Below are 17338 nucleotides of genomic sequence, written 5' to 3' on the forward strand. Positions count from 1 at the left end.
GTGCTGTGTTCTCTTGCCTTGCACGCGTCTCATGCCCTGCTGTCTTCGACGATCCGCAGCGCCTGGGTGGGGCAGTACTGCACGGCGGCCTCCACCTGGGCGCGTTTGCTCTCGTCGGGCTGCGGCTCGAGAATGTCGACATGATCGACCTCGGCCTCGAACACGTCCGGTGCCTCCATCTGACACATGCCATGCCCCTGGCAGATGTCGAGATCGACCTCGATTCGCATGTCGCCCTCCTACTTCTGCCGTCTGCGGTAGCGCACCCGGCACGGCTGTGCGAGTTGCACCACCATCTTCGAGTGGTCATTGCGGTAGGAATCCGACGGCTGCGACATCTCGAACTCGTAGTTCTGAAACAGCACCGAGAAGATCGCCTTGAGTTGCATGATCGCGAATTGCGCTCCCACACAACGATGTCGACCGGCACCGAAGGGAATCCACGTCCAGCGGTTGGCGAGATCTTCCTGACGCGGCTTCACATAACGGTCGGGGTCGAAGGCGTCGGGTTCGGGAAAATCGTCGGGCAACCGATTCGATACCGCGGGCGATACCGCAATCGTCTGCCCCGCACGCACTTCGAAATCGTCGACCTGAAAGTCCTGCTGCACCAAGCGCATCAGAATGATCAGCGGCGGGTGCAGGCGTAGCGACTCCTTGAGTGCGTTCTCGAGCTGCGGCATCTGCCTGGTGTGAGCGAAGGTGTACTCCGGTCGCTCGCCCGCCGGTGTGTCGCCGTAGATCTCGTCGAGTTCGTCGTAGACGCGCTGCATGTAGTCGGGGTTGCGCAGCAGTTCGATCAGCGTCCAGGCGGCGGTGCCCTGTGTGGTGTGGTGACCCGCGAACATCATCGAAATGAACATCCCGGTGATGGTGTTGGCGTCGAACCCCACCTGGATGAGCACGTCCATGAGGTCGCGATCGTCCTTGTCCTCATCGGAAGTGCCTTCATCGCGGCGCGCAATGCGCTCGTTCATGACGCCCTGGATGAAGTCGACGAGCTCCGCCCGCGCAGAGTCGCGCTTGCGGAAGCTCTCGATGTCGGCGTGCATGTCGACGTAGGCGATCGGGTCGGTGCCCTTCTCGAGGTCGTGGAACAACTCGGAGACCCGCTTGTCGAGTTGTTCACGGAACTTGCGGCCGATCAAACACGCCGACGAGGTGTAGAGCGTCAGTTCACCGAAGAATTCGAGCAAGTCGATTTCGCCTTCGTCACCCCAGCGGGCGATGATGCGTTCGACCTCATTGGGAATCGTCACCGCGTGCTGCTTCATATGCGGGCCCTTGAGCGCGGCGTTGTGGATCGCCTTGGACCGCTCCTCCGGACTCGCGTCGAAGACGACTCCCTCGCCGAAAACCGGTGTCATGAAGGGATATGCCGCTGCCTGGTCGAGATCCTCCTCCGGTGCGCGGAAGAAGTCCTCGTTGGCCGCGGCGCCCGATACCAGCACCACCTCCCGGTCGGCGAGCTGGAACTGCCCGACGTCTCCACACTCGTCGCGCACACGCCAGAACAGTCCGATCGGGTCGGCTGCCAGTTCGTCGAGGTGTCCGTGCTCTCCGTCGCCACCGGACACTCGTTTCGGCGTGGTCAGCGTGCTCATTTCGTGCCTCCGGTCGTCTCGTCTCCGGTTATGTCTGCTCCCCCACCGCTCTTGTCACGGGGGATGGCGCCCTCGGCCTCGACCTCGACGACGCGCATGTGCGCACCGCGTGGCATGCCGACGATCGCCGAGATCGCCTGGGCAATGTGTTCTGGTGCAAGGAAATTGCCATGTCTGGCGAGTCCGTGGGTGATCCACGAGTTGAGCATCTTCTCCATCACCTCGGGCGCGAGGTTGAAACCCATGCCGGTGATGGTCTGGCCCGGACGGACGATGCTGGCGCGGACCCCGGTGCCCTCGAGTTCGAGTTGCGCTGTGGCAACCAAGCCGTCGACGCCGGTCTTCGCCGCGACATATGCCGACGACCATGGCCGTGGACGCACCGCGACGTCGGACCCGATGAACACGAAATCGCCACGGCCGCGGTCGATCATCCCGGGGACGATGTTGCGGTAGAGCCGATGTGCACCCACGAGGTGGATGTCGACCTGAGACGCGAAATCGGTTTCACTCATCTCGTAGGAGAGCCCGACGTCGAGGTCGCCTGCTCCGGCAACCGCGATCTCGATCGGCCCGAGCGCGGCTTGGGCTTTCGCCACGCAGTCCCGCACCGACGCGTCGTCGGTGACATCGAGTGGGACGGCGACCGCTTCGCCTCCGGCACCCGCGATCTTGTCGGCAAGCTCCTGAAGCTTGTCCACGCGTCGAGCGGCCAGTGCGACGGGATAGCCTGCGGCGGCGAGGTATTCGGCCGTCGCGGCCCCGATTCCCGAAGACGCTCCCGCAACCAGTACGGGCCGACGTTCCGGATGAGGTATGTATGCCATCAGCGCACCGTCACCTTCACCGGTAGCGACGCGAACCCGCGCACGTTCACCGAGTGCACCCGTTCGGCGTTGGCGATGTCGATGTCGACAGAACGAATCGACCGAACGACCTCGGCGAGACCGATGTTCGCCTCGAGCCGCGCGAGATGCGCGCCGAGGCAGAAGTGTGCTCCCATACCGAAACTCATCAACGCCTGGCTGCAGTCGCGGCCGATGCGGTACGACGACGCGTCGTCGAACACATTCTCGTCGCGGTTTGCCGAGCCGACGAGGAGTAGTACCCGCTGCCCTTCCGGAATGACCTGTTCGCCGTAGGTGACGTCTCCGGCCACTCTGCGTAGCACCATCTGGGTCGAATTGTCGTAGCGCAGTGTTTCTTCGGTCCACTGCGGCACCGCTTCGGGATCGGCGAGCACCTTGGCGAGTTCGTCGGGATTGCGCCAGCCCCAATACAGCGCGTTGGCAAGCAGTTTGGTGGTCGTCTCGTTGCCTGCGACCACCATGAGGACCATGAATCCGACGATCTCGTCCTCGGTGAGCGTGGTCTTCTCGCCGGTCTCGTCGTCGTCGATCTCCGCGGTGATGAGTGCGGAGACGAGGTCGTCGCCGAGGTTGCCACGGCGTTCGGCGATGAGTGCGGAGTAGTACTTGTGCAGTTCGAGGTAGGCGTAGACGGCTGCCTCGGGGATGTCGAGGACGCCCTCCTCGCGGTGCAGCAGCAAATCCGACTGCTTCCGCAGATACGCGCGGTCGGATTCGGGCACACCGAGCATTTCCGATACGACGTCCATCGGGAGCAAGCCGGCGAAGTCGGCGACGTAATCGAACTCGCCCTTGTCGAGGCACGAGCTCCAATGATGGTGTGTCAGTGCGGTGATCCGGCCGGCGAGGTCGTTTACCCGGCGCGGAGTGAAGCCCTTCGAGACGAGCTTGCGGATTCTCATGTGCTTGGGATCGTCCATGGCTAGAAATGACATCGACTTGTGCGCGTCGGGACCGTACGACGAGGGGTCCATCGACACACCCCATGCATTCGACAGATTTGCACTGTCGCGGAACGCGTTTCGCACATCGTCGTGACCGGCGAGCGCCCAGAAATCCAGATCCGAGTTGTAATACACCGGCGCCTGCTCGCGCAGTCGCGCGTACGTCGGGTACGGGTCCTCGTGGAAATCGTAGGCGTAGGGGTCGAAAGGAATCTGCTGCTGCATCCCCGCGACCATTGCGGTCTCGGTCATCGATGAACCTCCATTGACGGTATGTGCGTGTCGTGCGCGCGCTTTCGGGGCATCCTCGGTCAACTAGGACTGCCTACCTAGGGCTGTGCCGACAGGATCAGGCGTGCCGCGGCGACGAGCCGCTCGGATGTCTGTTCGTAGGTCAGATGCCCCATGCCTGCGTGGACGAGGCCTCCCGCGTAGAGCATTTCGAGAGCATCGACGACCGGACCGGGATGTTCGACGTCGACCTCGAGTGCTTGCGCGAGTCGGGTCCGGATGAAGCCACCGATCCGCAATCTCAGGTGCTCGACGTCGGGGTCGGTACCGAGTAGTGCGACCGTGACCGCGCCGCCGAGTTGCCCTTCGCCCGCGACGACGAGTGACACGTTGCGCAAGATCTCGGCGACCCGATCCTCGCGCGAGAGCGAGGCGTCGGCTTCCGGTACCCCCTCGGCCAGTCGACGCCAAAAGACCTCTGCCACAAGGTGACTCTTCGACGAGAAGTAGGTGTACGCGGTCGCCGGCGCGACCCCTGCACGCTTGGCGACCACCCTCACCGTGAGGCCGTCGAAACCGTCTGCATTGAGTACGTCGACTGCGGCATCTGTCAGCCGCGCAACCGTCTCGGCCTGCTGTGCGGTCAGTCGGCGGCGCGTGGATTCCTGCGACACGGGGCTGGACATGTGACCGACGCTACACTAGGTTTGAACTCGAGTCCAGACACCTGTCCAGATAGTCTTCCAGTCAGCGTTGGAGCCCAGTTCATGTCTCTTCGTCCAGCATCAGCGTCGGATCTCTTGATCGACGGCAAGCTCATTCCCGGCAGCGGCGGCGTCTTCGACGTCGTCAATCCGGCAACCGAGGAGGTCATCGGCCAGGCGGCCGACGCGACCCTCGACGATATGGACGCGGCCATCGCCGCCGCCCGCCACGCCTTCGACACCACCAACTGGTCGCGCGACGCCGCATTCCGCGCACACTGCCTGCGGCAGCTGCGCGACGCGCTGCTCGCCCACACCGACGAACTGCGCGAGCTGACCGTCGCCGAGGTCGGTTGCCCGGTGTTCCTCACTCACGGACCGCAGCTGGAGGGGCCGATCCGCGACCTCGGATACTTCGCCGATCTCGCGGAGAGCTACGAGTGGACCCACGACCTCGGCGAGGCAAAACCCATGGGAATCAAGAACACCCGCGAGATCCGCAAAGAGGCAGTCGGCGTCGTCGGAGCAATCACACCCTGGAACTTCCCGCATCAGATCAACTTCGCCAAGATCGGACCGGCGCTGGCCGCAGGCTGCACCGTCGTGCTGAAGCCGGCACCCGACACACCGTGGTGCGCAGCGCTGGTCGGCAAGGTGATCGCAGAAGAGACAGACTTCCCGCCGGGCGTCGTCAACATCGTGACGTCCACTGATCACGAGCTCGGGGCGCAGTTGTCGACCGATCCGCGCGTCGACATCGTCTCGTTCACCGGCTCGACGGCCACCGGCAAGAAGGTGATGGCCTCGGCGGCCGAAACACTCAAGAAGGTCTTCCTCGAGCTGGGCGGCAAATCGGCGTTCATCGTGCTCGACGACGCCGACCTTGCGTCGGCGGTCTCGATGGCCGCGTTCGCCGTCGTGACGCATGCGGGTCAGGGCTGCGCGATCACCACCCGACTCGTCGTCCCGCATGAGAAGCTCGCGGAGGCAACGGCATTGGCGCGGGATTCGTTGGCGGGATTCGCGGCAGCCGACCCCACCGATCCCGGCACCATCTGCGGTCCCGTCATTTCGGCGACGCAGCGCGAGCGTGTGGAGTCGTACATCGAGCTCGCGCAGACCGAAGGCGGCACAATCGAAATCGGCGGCGCGCGACCCGCCGACAAGGACAAGGGCTTCTTCGTGTCGCCGACCCTGATCTCCGGTCTCGACAACTCGTCCCGCACGGCGCAGGAGGAAATCTTCGGCCCCGTGCTCGTCATCCTCGGCCACGACGGCGACGACGACGCCATCCGCATCGCCAACGACTCCCCCTACGGCCTCTCGGGGGCTGTCTGGGGAACCGACCGCGACCGCATCAACAAAGTGGTCGAAGGCGTCCGCACCGGAACCATGTCGATCAACGGCGGCATCTGGTACTCGGCCGACGTCCCGTTCGGCGGCTACAAACAATCGGGCATCGGCCGCGAGATGGGCGTCGCGGGCTTCGAGGAGTACCTCGAGACCAAGGCCATCGCGGAGCCGGCGTGATCTCGACATGCCCACCGCTGGTCGAGCGGGCGCGAGCGCAGCGAGCACCCGAGTCGAGACCACCTCAGCGCGAGAGTGATCTCGACAAGCTCGATCAGCGGGAAGCAGCTCGATCAGCGGAGTCGGCTCGATCAGCGGGAACAGACCACCGACCCCACCCCACCCCAACCCCGAAGGAGACAGCAGCGCAATGACTTCCGCACGATTCACTGATCGCACCTACATCGTCACCGGAGCCGCGGGCGGCATCGGCGAGGCGTACGCCCGCGGCCTCGCCGCCGAGGGCGCGAACGTCGTGATCGCCGACCTCAACGACGACGCTGGCGAGAAGGTCGCCGCCGACATCGGCGGACGGTACGTCCACACCGACGTCTCCGACCCCGACTCCGCGCAGGCCCTCGCTGCCGCCACCGTCGACGCCTACGGCTCCATCGACGGCCTGGTCAACAACGCGGCCATCTACGGCGGCATGAAGCTCGACTTCCTCATCACCGTGCCGTGGGACTACTACAAGAAGTTCATGAGCGTCAACCTCGACGGCGCACTCAACGTCACCCGCGCCGTGTACGGACACATGCGCAACGGCGGTGCAATCGTCAACCAATCCTCCACCGCCGCATGGCTCTACAGCGGCTTCTACGGCCTCGCCAAGGTCGGGATCAACGGTCTGACGCAGCAGTTGGCGACCGAACTCGGTGGCCAGAACATCCGCGTCAACGCGATCGCTCCCGGCCCGATTGACACCGAGGCCACACGCGAGACGACGCCCAAGGAGATGGTCGCCGACATCGTCAACCGCCTGCCGCTCAAGCGATTCGGCCAACCAGAAGACCTGGTCGGCATGTGCCTGTTCCTGCTCTCCGACGAGGCGAGTTGGGTCACCGGACAGATCTTCAACGTCGACGGCGGACAGGTCATCCGCTCATGACTTCCGACTCCGCGTCACGCCTCGGCTATGTCGGGCTCGGCAACATCGGAGGCCCGATGGCCGGCCGATTGGCGAAATGGCCTGGCGGACTGACAGTTTTCGACCTCGCCTCCGACGCTGTCGCCACGGTCGTCGATCAAGGCGCACGCGCGGCGTCGTCGCTGTCGGAGCTCGCGACGTCGTCGGACATCATCGGCATCTGCGTGCGCGACGACGCGCAGGTGCGCACAGTCGTGACGGGCCTGCTCGAAGGCGCAGCGCCCGGCACACTCGTGACGGTCCACTCGACGATCAGCCCCGAAACAGCCGTCGACCTCGCCGCCGTCTGCGCCGAACGCGGAGTGACGCTGCTCGACGCTCCGATCTCCGGTGGTGCGCCCGGCGCTGAGCAGGGACGTCTCGCCGTGATGGTCGGCGGGCCGCGAGATGCCTACGTACGCCTGAAGGAACCGTTCGCGCTGACCTCCGACATGCTCGTCCACGCGGGAGATAACGTCGGCGCGGGCACCAAGATGAAGCTCGCTCGCAACCTGCTGCACTTCATCTCCTTCGCGGCAACCGCGGAGGCGTCGCGGTTGGCGCAGGCGGCAGGCATCGACGTCGCCAAACTGGGCAAGGTGGTCCGCCACACCGACGCCATCACCGGCGGCGCGGGTGCAATCATGCTGCGCGACACCACGGCACCGATCGAACCCGACGACTTCTGGTACGGCGTCTTCACTCACGTCCGCGAGCTCGGAGAGAAGGATCTCTCGCTCGCGCTGGCCCTCGGCGACTCTCTTGGCGTCGAATTGCCCTTGGGGACAGAGGCACTCGCCGATCTCGCAACAGGCCTCGGCGTGCCACACAGCGAAGGAGAGAAATGACCGACGACGCAACCCCCGATCCCGACACCCAGACCGAGCAACGCAAACGCGGACTGGATCTGATGTCGCAGGTCTACGGGTGGGAGATGTCCGACGGCCCCGGCCTGCACTTCGCGCACACTGCCGATCAGCTCTTCGCCGAGGTCTGGTCACGACCGGCGCTGAGTATCCGCGATCGACGGCTCATCCTGCTCGGCGCACTCGCCGCGAGCGGACAGGTCGACGTCGCGGAGATCCAGGCGGGCGCCGCGCTGGGCAACGAAGAACTGACGCCCGAGCAACTCGAAGAGATCGCGCTGTTCCTCTGCTACTACGTCGGTTGGCCGCTGGGCACCAAGATGAACATGATGTTCGGCCAGGTGATCAGTAAGTATCGCAAGTCGCAGAGTAAGCAGGGGGGCTAGCCTCGAGGGATGACTGCGACGATCGCTTTCCGCGAGTTGACCGGCGGGGCGGGACAGACCAGCGTGATGTCTGCGTCCCCCGGTCCCGACCTCGCCGGCCATGGATATTCCGAACTCGAGTTCGCCGCCAGCGGGATTGCCCGACGCTTCGTCGAAACGCCGGACGGTGACCTCGACGGTGTCGACCCGGCGCCGTTCACCACCCGCATTCTCGTACGTCGTCCCGACGCGGCGCAGTTCAACGGTCACGTCGTCGTCGAATGGTTCAATGTCAGCAGCGGCGCCGACTCCGCGCCCGAATACACTTACGTCGCACAGGAATTGGTGCGTACGGGTACGGCATACGTTGGGATCTCCGCGCAGTACACAGGTATCGCAGGTGGCCGCGACTCCGTCGACCTCGAAACGACGGGCGCGGGAACCGCCGGAGTGCAGGGCGATTCCCTGGAGGCGAAGGACCCGGAGCGCTATGCGGGACTGCATCATCCGGGAGACGGGTACAGCTACGACATGTTCGGGGCGATCGCACAAGCCCTGCGCGACAAAGACTCCGAACGCCACCCACTCGCCGGCCTCGACGTACGCTGGGTGATCGCGGCAGGTGAATCGCAATCGGCAATGGCGTTGACCACCTACGTGAATCGGATCGCGCAGAAACACGGCGCGGTCGATGCAGCACTCATCCACTCACGCCCACTCGGACAACTCCCCCTCGGCGAGCCGGGCAAGCCGATCGACATCTCCCCCGCCTATGCGGGGCCACCACAACCGATCCGCTCTGACACCACGATCGCCGTGTTCGTCGTGCAGACGGAGACCGATGTGCTCACCGATTTCCGCTATGTCGAAGCACGACAGCCGGATTCGGACGTCTTCCGCGCGTGGGAGGTCGCGGGGACCTCGCACGCGGATCTCGTGCAGATCGGCGAGTACGAAGATCTCCTCGGCTGTCCGCAGCCGGTCAACCGCGGCCAGCAGGTGTTCGTGCTGCGCGCAGCGGTGGCGCATCTGCGCGAGTGGATCGAAAACGGAACGCCGCCACCGCCTGCCGCGCCGCTCGACGTCGACGTCACCGCCGCTTCGCCGCACTATGCGCGCGACGACGTGGGGAATGTCCGCGGGGGCGTTCGCACACCGTGTGTGGATGCACCGACCGAGGTACTCAGCGGCGTCGTCACCGGCGACGTACCGCGCATCTGCGTCCTCTTCGGCTCCACCACACCGCTATCCGACGACGAACTCGCAGCGCGCTATCCGACCCGCGCCGACTATCTGCGCGCGTACGAGGCGTCGACCGACGACGCCATCGCGCGCGGAGTGATCAGCCCTGCCGACAGGGACGAGGTCTTGGCCGACGCCCGTCCCGGACCGCTGTCGCCCTGACCCGACTGTGCCTGCTTGTGTCGTTTCCGATCGAAGAGAGCCGCCTGTGGACTTCACCCTCGAAGACATCTCCGACGACGAGATCGCCCGACGCCGAGCGGTTTTCGAGCCGCTGGTCTCGTCGGTGCGTGAACTCGTCGACGCCGTCATCCGTACCGAGGTCGACGACGAGGTGATTCTCGACGCCCAGCGCACGGTGTCGGGCGTCGTCGACGCACTGCGCGCCCAGCAGATGGACGGCGCCTACGGCGTGCGGTACACCAGCAATCTGGTCGGCATGGCCTGGGGCAACGCAGTGATGGGGATGCGCAATGCGATCGCGCCGCCCGTACATTCGACGCCCGACGGCGGTGGCGTACGCGCAGAGTTCACCCTCGGCGCCGCCTACGAGGGTCCACCTGGGCATGTCCACGGCGGTGTCTGCGCTCTGGTCCTCGATCAGGTCCTCGGCGAAGCCGCTGCCGCCGACAACCAAGCGAGTTACACCGGCACGATCGAGTTCCGCTACCTACGACCGACTCCCTTGGGACAGTTGGTCGCTCGCGCCGAGATCGTCGAACGAGCGGGTCGAAAGAAGACTGTGCGCGGCACGTTGTCGGACGCCGGCGGGATCACCGTCGAGGCGGAGGGACTCTTCATAGTTCCGAAGGACGTGTCCGAGCTGTAGTTCGCGACGACGCTCGCGGCGTACGGTGATTTTGTGACCGACCCAGAAACCGGAACATCAGATACGGCCGCCCACGACCACGACAGCCCGCCTGCACCGTTTACGGCTGCAGAAGCCGCACAGGTGCGGAAGTTCTGGCGCGACCTCGGGCTACCCGGGATCATCGACGTGCACACGCACTTCATGCCGCGCCGGGTGATGGACAAGGTGTGGGCGTATTTCGATTCGGTCGGGCCGATGATCGGTCGGGAATGGCCGATCACCTATCGCGCCGACGAGGACGTGCGCGTTTCGGCGTTGCAGGCGTTCGGAGTTCGTGTCTACTCGTCGATGATCTACCCCCACAAAGCCGATATGGCCGAGTGGCTCAACGGCTGGGGCGCCGATTTCGCCGCGCACCACCCGGACTGCCTGCACACCTCGACGTTCTATCCGGAGCCCGACGCGGCGTCGTATGTCTCGAAGGCGATCGAGCGCGGGACGCGAGTCTTCAAGTCGCACATCCAGGTCGGCGACTACTCGCCGCTCGACCCGAGCCTCACGAGTGTCTGGGCACAGATCGCCGACGTCGGGGTGCCGGTGGTGATCCACTGCGGTTCCGGACCGACGCCCGGTCGTTTCACCGGGCCCGAACCGATTGCCGCGCTGCTACGGCAGTTCCCGTCGCTTCCGCTGATCGTCGCGCACATGGGTACGCCGGAGTACGAGGCCTTCCTCGACCTTGCCGACACCTACGAGAACGTTCGCCTCGACACGACGATGTCGTTCACCGACTTTTCCGAGGAGGGTGCGCCGTTCCCGGTCGAGCTCCGGCCACGCCTGCTCGACCTCGGCGACAAGATCCTGTTCGGCAGCGACTACCCCAACATCCCGTATCCCTACGCCGAGGGGCTCGACGCTCTCGTGCGACTCGACCTCGGCGACGACTGGTTGCGTCGGGTGTTCTACGAGAACGCAGCGTCGCTCTTCGGCGTCGGCGCGTGAGGTGACCGGCCTGCTCAGCGCGACTGCGACGCCGCGATGCGGGCTTGCACCTCGGGTCGCCGCAGCGGCGGGACTGTTTTAGGTGGTTGACGACGCTCCGGGAGCGCGTCGAGCAGCGTTTCGGTTGCTGCCGTCACCGCCGCGACCGCAGCCTCGAACGCCTCGGTGTTGGCCGCCGACGGGTGCCGGACTCCGCTGACCTTGCGGACGTACTGCCGCGCGGCGGCCTCGACCTCGTCGTCGGTCGCGGGCGGCTCGAGCCCGCGCAGCTCGGTGATGTTGCGGCACATGGTGGCTCCTCTTCGGTTGGTGGTCTCGACAAGCTCGACCAGCGGTGAGCAAGACTCGACCAGGTCTTCCCGCTGGTTGAGCGGGCGCGAGCGCAGCGAGCACCCGAGTCGAAACCACTCCCGCGGGCTCAGCTCGACCAGCGGTGGTCTCGACAAGCTCGACCAGCGGGGTCCGCTCGACCAGCGGTGGTCTCGACAAGCTCGACCAGCGGAGTCCGCTCGACCAGCGGAGTCCGCTCGACCAGCGAGGCTCAGCTCGACCAGCGGGGCAACCTCAGTCCGCGACGTGCACGACCGCTTTGCCCAGGATCCGCCCCTGGGCGAGATCCGTCAACGCCTGCGGTAGGTCGGCGAGCGGGTAGCGGACGTTCACCGGCGGCCGGAGTCCCGCCTCGATCATCTCGGTCAGCTCGTCGTGCAGCAGCGCGGGCACGTCGGGATGGGTGCGCACGTACTCGCCCCAGGCGGCACCGACGACGGCGATGTTGCGGAACAGCACACGGTTGAGCTTGACGGTCGGGATGCCGCCCGCGGCGAAGCCGATCACCACATACCGACCGTCGGGCGCCACCTGGCGTAGCGCCTCGTCGAAGACGTCGCCGCCGACAGGATCGATCATGACGTCGACGCCCTCGGGCGCGAACTCCTTGAGCCGGTCTCCCCAGCCGTCGGACAGTTGCACCACGTGGTCGGCGCCCAGGTCGCGCAGCATCTGCTCGGCGCCGGTGCGATGCACGATCGCGACCACCGTCGCGCCCATCGCCTTGGCAACCAGAATCGACGCCACGCCAACACCACCGGCGGCGCCGAGGACGCCGACGATCTCGCCCGGCGCGGTCTGTGCGCGCAGTTTCAGGGCGAACAGGGCGGTCTGGAAGTTGATACCCATCGCGGCGCCCTCGTCGAACGAGAGCTCGTCGGGCAGTCGCAGCAACTGTTCTGGTGCCGCGGTGACCTGTTCGGCGAACCCGCCGACGATCGACGCGACCAGCACGCGGTCGCCCGCGCTGAATCCCGAGTCCGCGGGCGCCTCGCGCACTACACCTGCGACCTCGGTTCCCGGGGTGTACGGCACAGGAGTCCTCAATTGATACTTGCCCTGGCTCATCAGGAGGTCGGGGAAACACACGCCGCACGACTTGATGTCGACCAGTACCTGACCCTCGCCGGGCGTCGGATCGTCGACCTCGGTCAACTGCAAACCGTCTGGTCCGGACTCTGCGGTGAGCACCTGTGCTTTCATGCAGCCAACCCTACGCGGAGCGAACGCTCTCACTATTAGGATCTGGAACATGAGTGCACCCTCGGCCTCGCAGCCGACGTCAGCCCCCTCGGCCACCCGACGCAAGGTCGCAGACGACGCGCCCGGTTTCATGCCGCTCGACGAGGCGCAGACACTCTTCGAGATCGCCGGAGAGTATCTCTCCCAACCGGATTCGACGAACCTCGGCATCGAGATCGGCACCTACTGCGGAAAGTCGACGGTCTTCCTCGGCGCCGCTGCCGAACCCCTCGGCGCGACCATCGTGACTGTCGACCACCACCGCGGTTCCGAAGAGCACCAACCAGGCTGGGAGTACCACGACGCGACGCTCGTCGACCCGCACACCGGCACCCTCGACACCTCGGCACGCTTCCGCCGCACAATGTTCGACGCCGATCTGGAGAAGACGGTGATCGGTGTGCTCGCGCCGTCGACCGTCGCCTCACGCATCTGGGGTTCGCCCGCCGACTTCGTGTTCATCGACGGCGGTCATTCGATGGAGGCCGCGCAGAACGATCTCGACGGTTGGGCGCCGTGGGTTCGGATCGGTGGAGCGCTGCTGATCCACGACGTGTTCCCCGACCCCGCCGACGGCGGGAGGCCGCCGTACGAGATCTACTGTCAGGCACTCGCGACGGGCCAGTTCACCGAGGTGCGCGTCGAGGGCTCGCTGCGCGTGCTGCGTCGCGACACCGGCATCGTCGGGAAAAAGCTGCCGCGCTGATGCGCATCGACCCCACCACGCCGGTCGTCATCGGCGTCGGGCAGTCCGGCGATCGCATCGATACGCCCGACTACCAGGCATGGTCGAGCATCGATCTCGGTGCTGCCGCGACTCGAAATGCACTGGCCGACACCGGTGTTGCCTCTGTCGTGGCCGAAGCGATCGACGTGATCGCCGCGGTCCGCGAGATGGAGAACATGCCGCACGTGCCCAGTCCGCTGGGGCGGTCGAACAACTATCCGCGGTCGGTCGCACGGCGCGTGGGCTTGGCGCCCGAGCGGGTACTCATCGAGGTCGTCGGCGGACAATCGCCGCAGTCCCTGGTAACCGAACATGCCGAGGCAATCGCGAGGGGTAGCGCCGACTGCGTGCTCATCGTCGGCGCTGAGGCCACATCGACGGCTCGGCACTTCGCCGACCGCGACGACCGACCCGACTTCGGCGAAGAGATCGACGGTCAACTCGACGATCGTGGACCGCATTTCGAGGACTTCATCGACATGACGATGGTCCGGCACCGGCTGACGTCGATGCCGGTGGCGTATGCGTTTGCCGAGAACGCACGACGCAACAGCCTCGGCGTGAGCGTCGACGATCATCGACGTGCGATGGGCCGCCTGTTCGCCCCGTTCACCGAGGTAGCGGCGGCGAATCCCTTCGCGGCATCGCCCGTCATCCGCAGCGCAGACGAGCTGGCGACGATCACCGACGCCAATCGCGTTATCGCACAGCCATATCCGCGTTTGGTTGTGGCACGCGATCTGGTCAACGTCGGCTCGGCCATCATTCTCACCTCGGCAGCCAACGCCGCGAAGATGGGAGTACCACGCGAGAATTGGGTATTCCTCCACGGGCATACCGACCTTCGTGAACACGCGCTGCTCGCCAGAGCCGACCTCGGCACGAGCCCCGCAGCCGCCGTCGCGACGTCCGGAGCGCTCGAGATGGCGGGGATCGGCGTCGACGATCTTGCCACCGTCGACCTCTACAGTTGCTTTCCCATCCCCGTCTTCAACGTCTGCGACGCACTGGGATTCGACGTCGACGCACCGATCGGTCTGACGGTGACCGGTGGACTGCCCTTCTTCGGCGGACCGGGACACAACTACTCGAGCCACGCGATCGTCGAGACCGTCGAGCGCTTGCGACGCCAACCCGACGCATTCGGCCTCGTCGTTGCCAACGGCGGCATCATGAGCAAGACGTCCGTCGGTGTCTATTCGACGACGCCGGCCAACTGGACACCTCGGTCCGATCGCGCGTTGCAGGCCGGTCTCGACGACACCGCGCCGCGACCTGTCGCTGAGTTCTTCACGGGCTCAGCAACTCTCGATACCTACACCGTCGATCACGGCAAGCGTGGACCCGTGGGCGTGGTCGTCGCGACAACACACGACGACGACACCCGCGTAGCCGCACTCACCTCCGACGACGCACTGCTCGCGCTTCTCGAGACGGGCGATCCGTTCGGCGTCGAGCTGACGATCGAGGCCACCGAGGGGGCCAACAGCGCCCGGCTGGCTTAGCTCACCGCGGCAACGACCTCGCGGAGCTCGACCGGAGCCGCCAGATACCTTGTCAGGAAGGCAATCTGATGTTCGACGACCCTCTCGAAGGTCGCCGGGTCGACCTCGGCGAAGATGCCGAAGTGATCGCACGGGTAGTGCCGTACCTCCGCGCGCGCCTTGAACGCTGCTTTGGCGGCGGCGTGCGGAGGTGCCCCGCGGTCGAAGTCGGCGATCTGCACGAGCTTCGGCGCGTCGATGCGATCGACGTGCTTGTCTGCCCGGTAGGAGCCGAGTTCGAGCGACACCGACGCGTCGACCTCATTGAGCCACGACGGTCCGGCGATAGCCTTGTAGCTCTCGTAGAAGCCGGAGCTGGTGAGGGCCGCCTGCTGACCCGGCCGACCGACGATCGGCAGCATGTGTGGCGCCCCACCGACTTTCGACGACGCCGCGCTCGCGATGCCGTCGATAGTCTGTCGCAGCATCGAGAACACGCCGACGTGCGGAAGGTGATGACGTCCTGCGGCCACGCCGCTGACCATGGGCACCGCGGAAATCACCGCGGCCACGTCGGTCCGGTCCGCGGCGGCCAACAGGACATGCCCACCCGACTGGGACAGCCCCCACAACACCACGCGGCCTGCATCCACACCGGGTTGACCTGCCGCGGCGTCGGCCGCGGCGTGGTAGTCGGCAATCTGGCTGACCATCGACACCCGTTGGCGGGGTGAGCCTCCCGAGAGCCCGAAGCCCCGGTAATCGAAGGCGAACACAGCGAGACCTGCGTCGGCGAGGCGTCGAGCGAAGGGTTCCAGTCCCGAATCCTTGGTGCCACCGAAACCGTGCGCCATCACGACGACGGGAACACCGTCGGCCGTCGCAAACGGCGACGGTGCCGCGGCCGGGAAGAACCAGGCGTGGCAGTCGGTTCCATCGCTGTCGAAGGTGACGTCTTCTCTGATGCGCTGGTTCATCGTGCTCCCCCGTTCGCTGAGGACACCAATTGTGTTGCGGTGTGCGCTGATTCCGCCAAGGGCTCACCACTGTGCGCAAGACGCTCTGCAACACCAGCCCAACCCGGTGCGCCGATCTCGGCGGCACGTCGTCGGCCTGCGGGTAATTCCTTGGTGCGCATGTCGTGTTCGTACAGGAAGTAGTCGAGCTGCTGGGTGTGCCGCGCGCTGTGCACCATGTGGCCGGTGTAGAACTCCTGATCCTCGGCGATGACTCGGCGCATCTCGTCGACGGGTGGTGGCTGATACTGGCCGACCGCGTACGCACCGACCAGGCGCGCCTGACATTCGACGAACGGGAAGAGCGTCGGTGTCGCCTGCGCGAAGCCGACGAACAACGCATCGTCGACGCCCGGGTAGATCATCCGCTTGTAGAGATCGATCTGATTGCCTGGGGCGCTGATGAAGTCGGGATCGAAGAACGGGAACGTGATGTTGTAGCCGGTCGCGTAGATGATCACGTCGAAGTCGGCCGACGTCCCGTCGATGAAGTGCACGGTGTCGCCGTCGAGACGCGAGATGTCGCCCTTCGCCGTGACGTCGCCCGCGCCGAGACGGAACGGTAGCTCGACCGATTGCGTCGGATGCGCTTCGAAGAACTTGTGATTGGGCGCGGGTAGCCCGTAGTTCTCCGGACGACCCGCGGTGAGCGGCTGGAAGACCTGGGCGATCTTGCGCTGCCAGGCGAACGGAATGTGCGGCGAGGTGCGGTAGTACTTGTCGGCGGGCTTGCCGCCCAAGTACTTCGGGACGATCCACGCACTCGAACGCGTGGAGATGGTGACCGTGTTTTCAAGTGCGCGCGAAGACAATTCGACCGCGATGTCGGCGGCGCTGTTGCCCAGCCCCACGACCAGGATGCGCTTGCCGTACAGGTCGAGCGGCGTACGCGGATCGATGTAGGAGTGAGCATGCATCTCGACACCCGCGAATTCGCCCGGGAAGTCGGGCAATCGAGGATCCCAGTGATGTCCGTTGGCGACGACGAGAAGGTCGGCATAGCGAGTCTCGCCCCGCTGCGTCGAGAGTTCCCAACCGCCGCCGTCGAGGCGCTGCGCGTGAGTGATTCCGTTGCCGAACTCGATCTTCTCGCGGAGACCGAAGGCGTCGGTGTAGTCGTCGAGATACTGCTTGATCAACGTGTGGTGCGGGAAGTCGGGGTAGTCGTCGGGCATCGGGAAATCCCGAAACGACAGCTGGTGCTTGGACGTGTCGATATGCAGTGACCGGTACGCGCTACTGTGGCCGTTCGGATTACCGAAGGCCCAGTTGCCCCCGACACGATCCGACGACTCGAACGTGGCGAATGGCACGCCGTAGTCGGCCAGCATCTTGCTCGCGGTCAGTCCGCTGATGCCCGCGCCGATCACAGCCGTCTGCGGTGGACGTGCGCTCATATTGCCCTTTCGGTAGTGATGACGACGC

General features: G+C 65.5%; 18 protein-coding genes. 9 read left to right on the top strand and 9 right to left on the bottom strand.

Translation table 11 applies throughout. The features are described 5' to 3' along the window. Nucleotides 1-29: 29 nt before the first annotated feature. From A5788_RS05020 to A5788_RS05040, 5 genes are all read right to left on the bottom strand, one after another. Nucleotides 30-230, bottom strand: a complete 201-nt coding sequence (locus A5788_RS05020) for a ferredoxin (RefSeq protein WP_064868868.1) — start codon at nt 228-230, stop codon at nt 30-32. 9 nt (nt 231-239) lie between these two features. Then, complete coding sequence (locus A5788_RS05025) at nt 240-1604, bottom strand: cytochrome P450 (protein ID WP_064868865.1); 1365 nt, start codon at nt 1602-1604, stop codon at nt 240-242. Next, the gene (locus A5788_RS05030) at nt 1601-2431 is read right to left on the bottom strand and encodes an SDR family oxidoreductase (RefSeq protein WP_064868862.1); all 831 of its coding nucleotides are present in this window, start codon (nt 2429-2431) and stop codon (nt 1601-1603) included. Before A5788_RS05030 ends, A5788_RS05025 begins: the two co-directional genes overlap by 4 nt. Next, nucleotides 2431-3669 carry a cytochrome P450 gene (locus A5788_RS05035; RefSeq protein WP_064868859.1) on the bottom strand — a complete coding sequence of 413 codons (1239 nt, stop codon included), beginning with the start codon at nt 3667-3669 and terminating at the stop codon, nt 2431-2433. The genes A5788_RS05030 and A5788_RS05035 overlap by 1 nt, the downstream gene beginning before the upstream one ends. Before the next feature lie 77 nt (nt 3670-3746). Beyond that, nucleotides 3747-4334, bottom strand: coding sequence for a TetR/AcrR family transcriptional regulator (locus A5788_RS05040; RefSeq protein WP_064868856.1), 588 nt, complete (start codon nt 4332-4334; stop codon nt 3747-3749). Nucleotides 4335-4415: 81 nt separating this feature from the next. On the opposite strand from A5788_RS05040, the gene A5788_RS05045 reads away from it, so the two are divergent. The 7 genes from A5788_RS05045 to A5788_RS05075 all read left to right on the top strand — a co-directional run bounded on the left by A5788_RS05045 (nt 4416) and on the right by A5788_RS05075 (nt 11114). After that, entirely contained in the window at nt 4416-5882 is a 1467-nt protein-coding gene (locus tag A5788_RS05045; RefSeq protein ID WP_064868853.1) for an aldehyde dehydrogenase, read from the top strand. A 190-nt stretch (nt 5883-6072) separates the two neighbouring features. Further along, entirely contained in the window at nt 6073-6810 is a 738-nt protein-coding gene (locus A5788_RS05050) for an SDR family oxidoreductase (RefSeq protein ID WP_064868851.1), read from the top strand. Next, complete coding sequence (locus A5788_RS05055) at nt 6807-7676, top strand: NAD(P)-dependent oxidoreductase (protein WP_064868848.1); 870 nt, start codon at nt 6807-6809, stop codon at nt 7674-7676. The genes A5788_RS05050 and A5788_RS05055 overlap by 4 nt, the downstream gene beginning before the upstream one ends. After that, a complete protein-coding gene (locus A5788_RS05060; RefSeq protein WP_064868846.1) occupies nt 7673-8080 on the top strand; it encodes a carboxymuconolactone decarboxylase family protein in 408 nt (135 codons plus the stop codon). Before A5788_RS05055 ends, A5788_RS05060 begins: the two co-directional genes overlap by 4 nt. 9 nt (nt 8081-8089) lie before the next feature. Beyond that, the gene (locus tag A5788_RS05065) at nt 8090-9463 is read left to right on the top strand and encodes an alpha/beta hydrolase domain-containing protein (RefSeq protein ID WP_064868843.1); all 1374 of its coding nucleotides are present in this window, start codon (nt 8090-8092) and stop codon (nt 9461-9463) included. Nucleotides 9464-9509: 46 nt separating this feature from the next. Beyond that, nucleotides 9510-10130: a PaaI family thioesterase gene (locus A5788_RS05070; RefSeq protein ID WP_064868840.1), complete on the top strand. Its 621-nt coding sequence runs from the start codon at nt 9510-9512 to the stop codon at nt 10128-10130. Between the two features lie 33 nt (nt 10131-10163). Continuing rightward, nucleotides 10164-11114 carry an amidohydrolase family protein gene (locus A5788_RS05075; protein ID WP_064868837.1) on the top strand — a complete coding sequence of 317 codons (951 nt, stop codon included), beginning with the start codon at nt 10164-10166 and terminating at the stop codon, nt 11112-11114. Nucleotides 11115-11128: 14 nt separating this feature from the next. Here A5788_RS05075 and A5788_RS05080 read toward each other — a convergent pair whose 3' ends face one another. Both A5788_RS05080 and A5788_RS05085 read right to left on the bottom strand, forming a co-directional pair. Next, entirely contained in the window at nt 11129-11404 is a 276-nt protein-coding gene (locus tag A5788_RS05080) for a DUF2277 domain-containing protein (protein WP_064868892.1), read from the bottom strand. A gap of 274 nt (nt 11405-11678) precedes the next feature. Continuing rightward, nucleotides 11679-12647 carry an NADPH:quinone oxidoreductase family protein gene (locus tag A5788_RS05085; protein WP_064868834.1) on the bottom strand — a complete coding sequence of 323 codons (969 nt, stop codon included), beginning with the start codon at nt 12645-12647 and terminating at the stop codon, nt 11679-11681. 49 nt (nt 12648-12696) lie between these two features. Here A5788_RS05085 and A5788_RS05090 point away from each other — a divergent pair, with 49 nt between their 5' ends. Together A5788_RS05090 and A5788_RS05095 are read left to right on the top strand one after the other, a co-directional pair. Then, on the top strand, nt 12697-13392 hold the full coding sequence (locus A5788_RS05090) for a class I SAM-dependent methyltransferase (protein WP_064868831.1): 696 nt from the start codon (nt 12697-12699) through the stop codon (nt 13390-13392). Further along, a complete protein-coding gene (locus A5788_RS05095; RefSeq protein WP_064868828.1) occupies nt 13392-14918 on the top strand; it encodes an acetyl-CoA acetyltransferase in 1527 nt (508 codons plus the stop codon). Before A5788_RS05090 ends, A5788_RS05095 begins: the two co-directional genes overlap by 1 nt. On the opposite strand, the gene A5788_RS05100 is transcribed toward A5788_RS05095, so the two are convergent. Together A5788_RS05100 and A5788_RS05105 are read right to left on the bottom strand one after the other, a co-directional pair. Then, nucleotides 14915-15874, bottom strand: a complete 960-nt coding sequence (locus A5788_RS05100; protein ID WP_064868825.1) for an alpha/beta hydrolase — start codon at nt 15872-15874, stop codon at nt 14915-14917. The two genes, A5788_RS05095 and A5788_RS05100, sit on opposite strands and share 4 nt — an antisense overlap. Then, nucleotides 15871-17310, bottom strand: a complete 1440-nt coding sequence (locus tag A5788_RS05105; RefSeq protein ID WP_064868822.1) for a flavin-containing monooxygenase — start codon at nt 17308-17310, stop codon at nt 15871-15873. Before A5788_RS05105 ends, A5788_RS05100 begins: the two co-directional genes overlap by 4 nt. Nucleotides 17311-17338: the final 28 nt, after the last annotated feature.

Source organism: Gordonia sp. 852002-50816_SCH5313054-c (genome assembly GCF_001665925.1).
GTDB lineage: Bacteria > Actinomycetota > Actinomycetes > Mycobacteriales > Mycobacteriaceae > Gordonia > Gordonia jacobaea.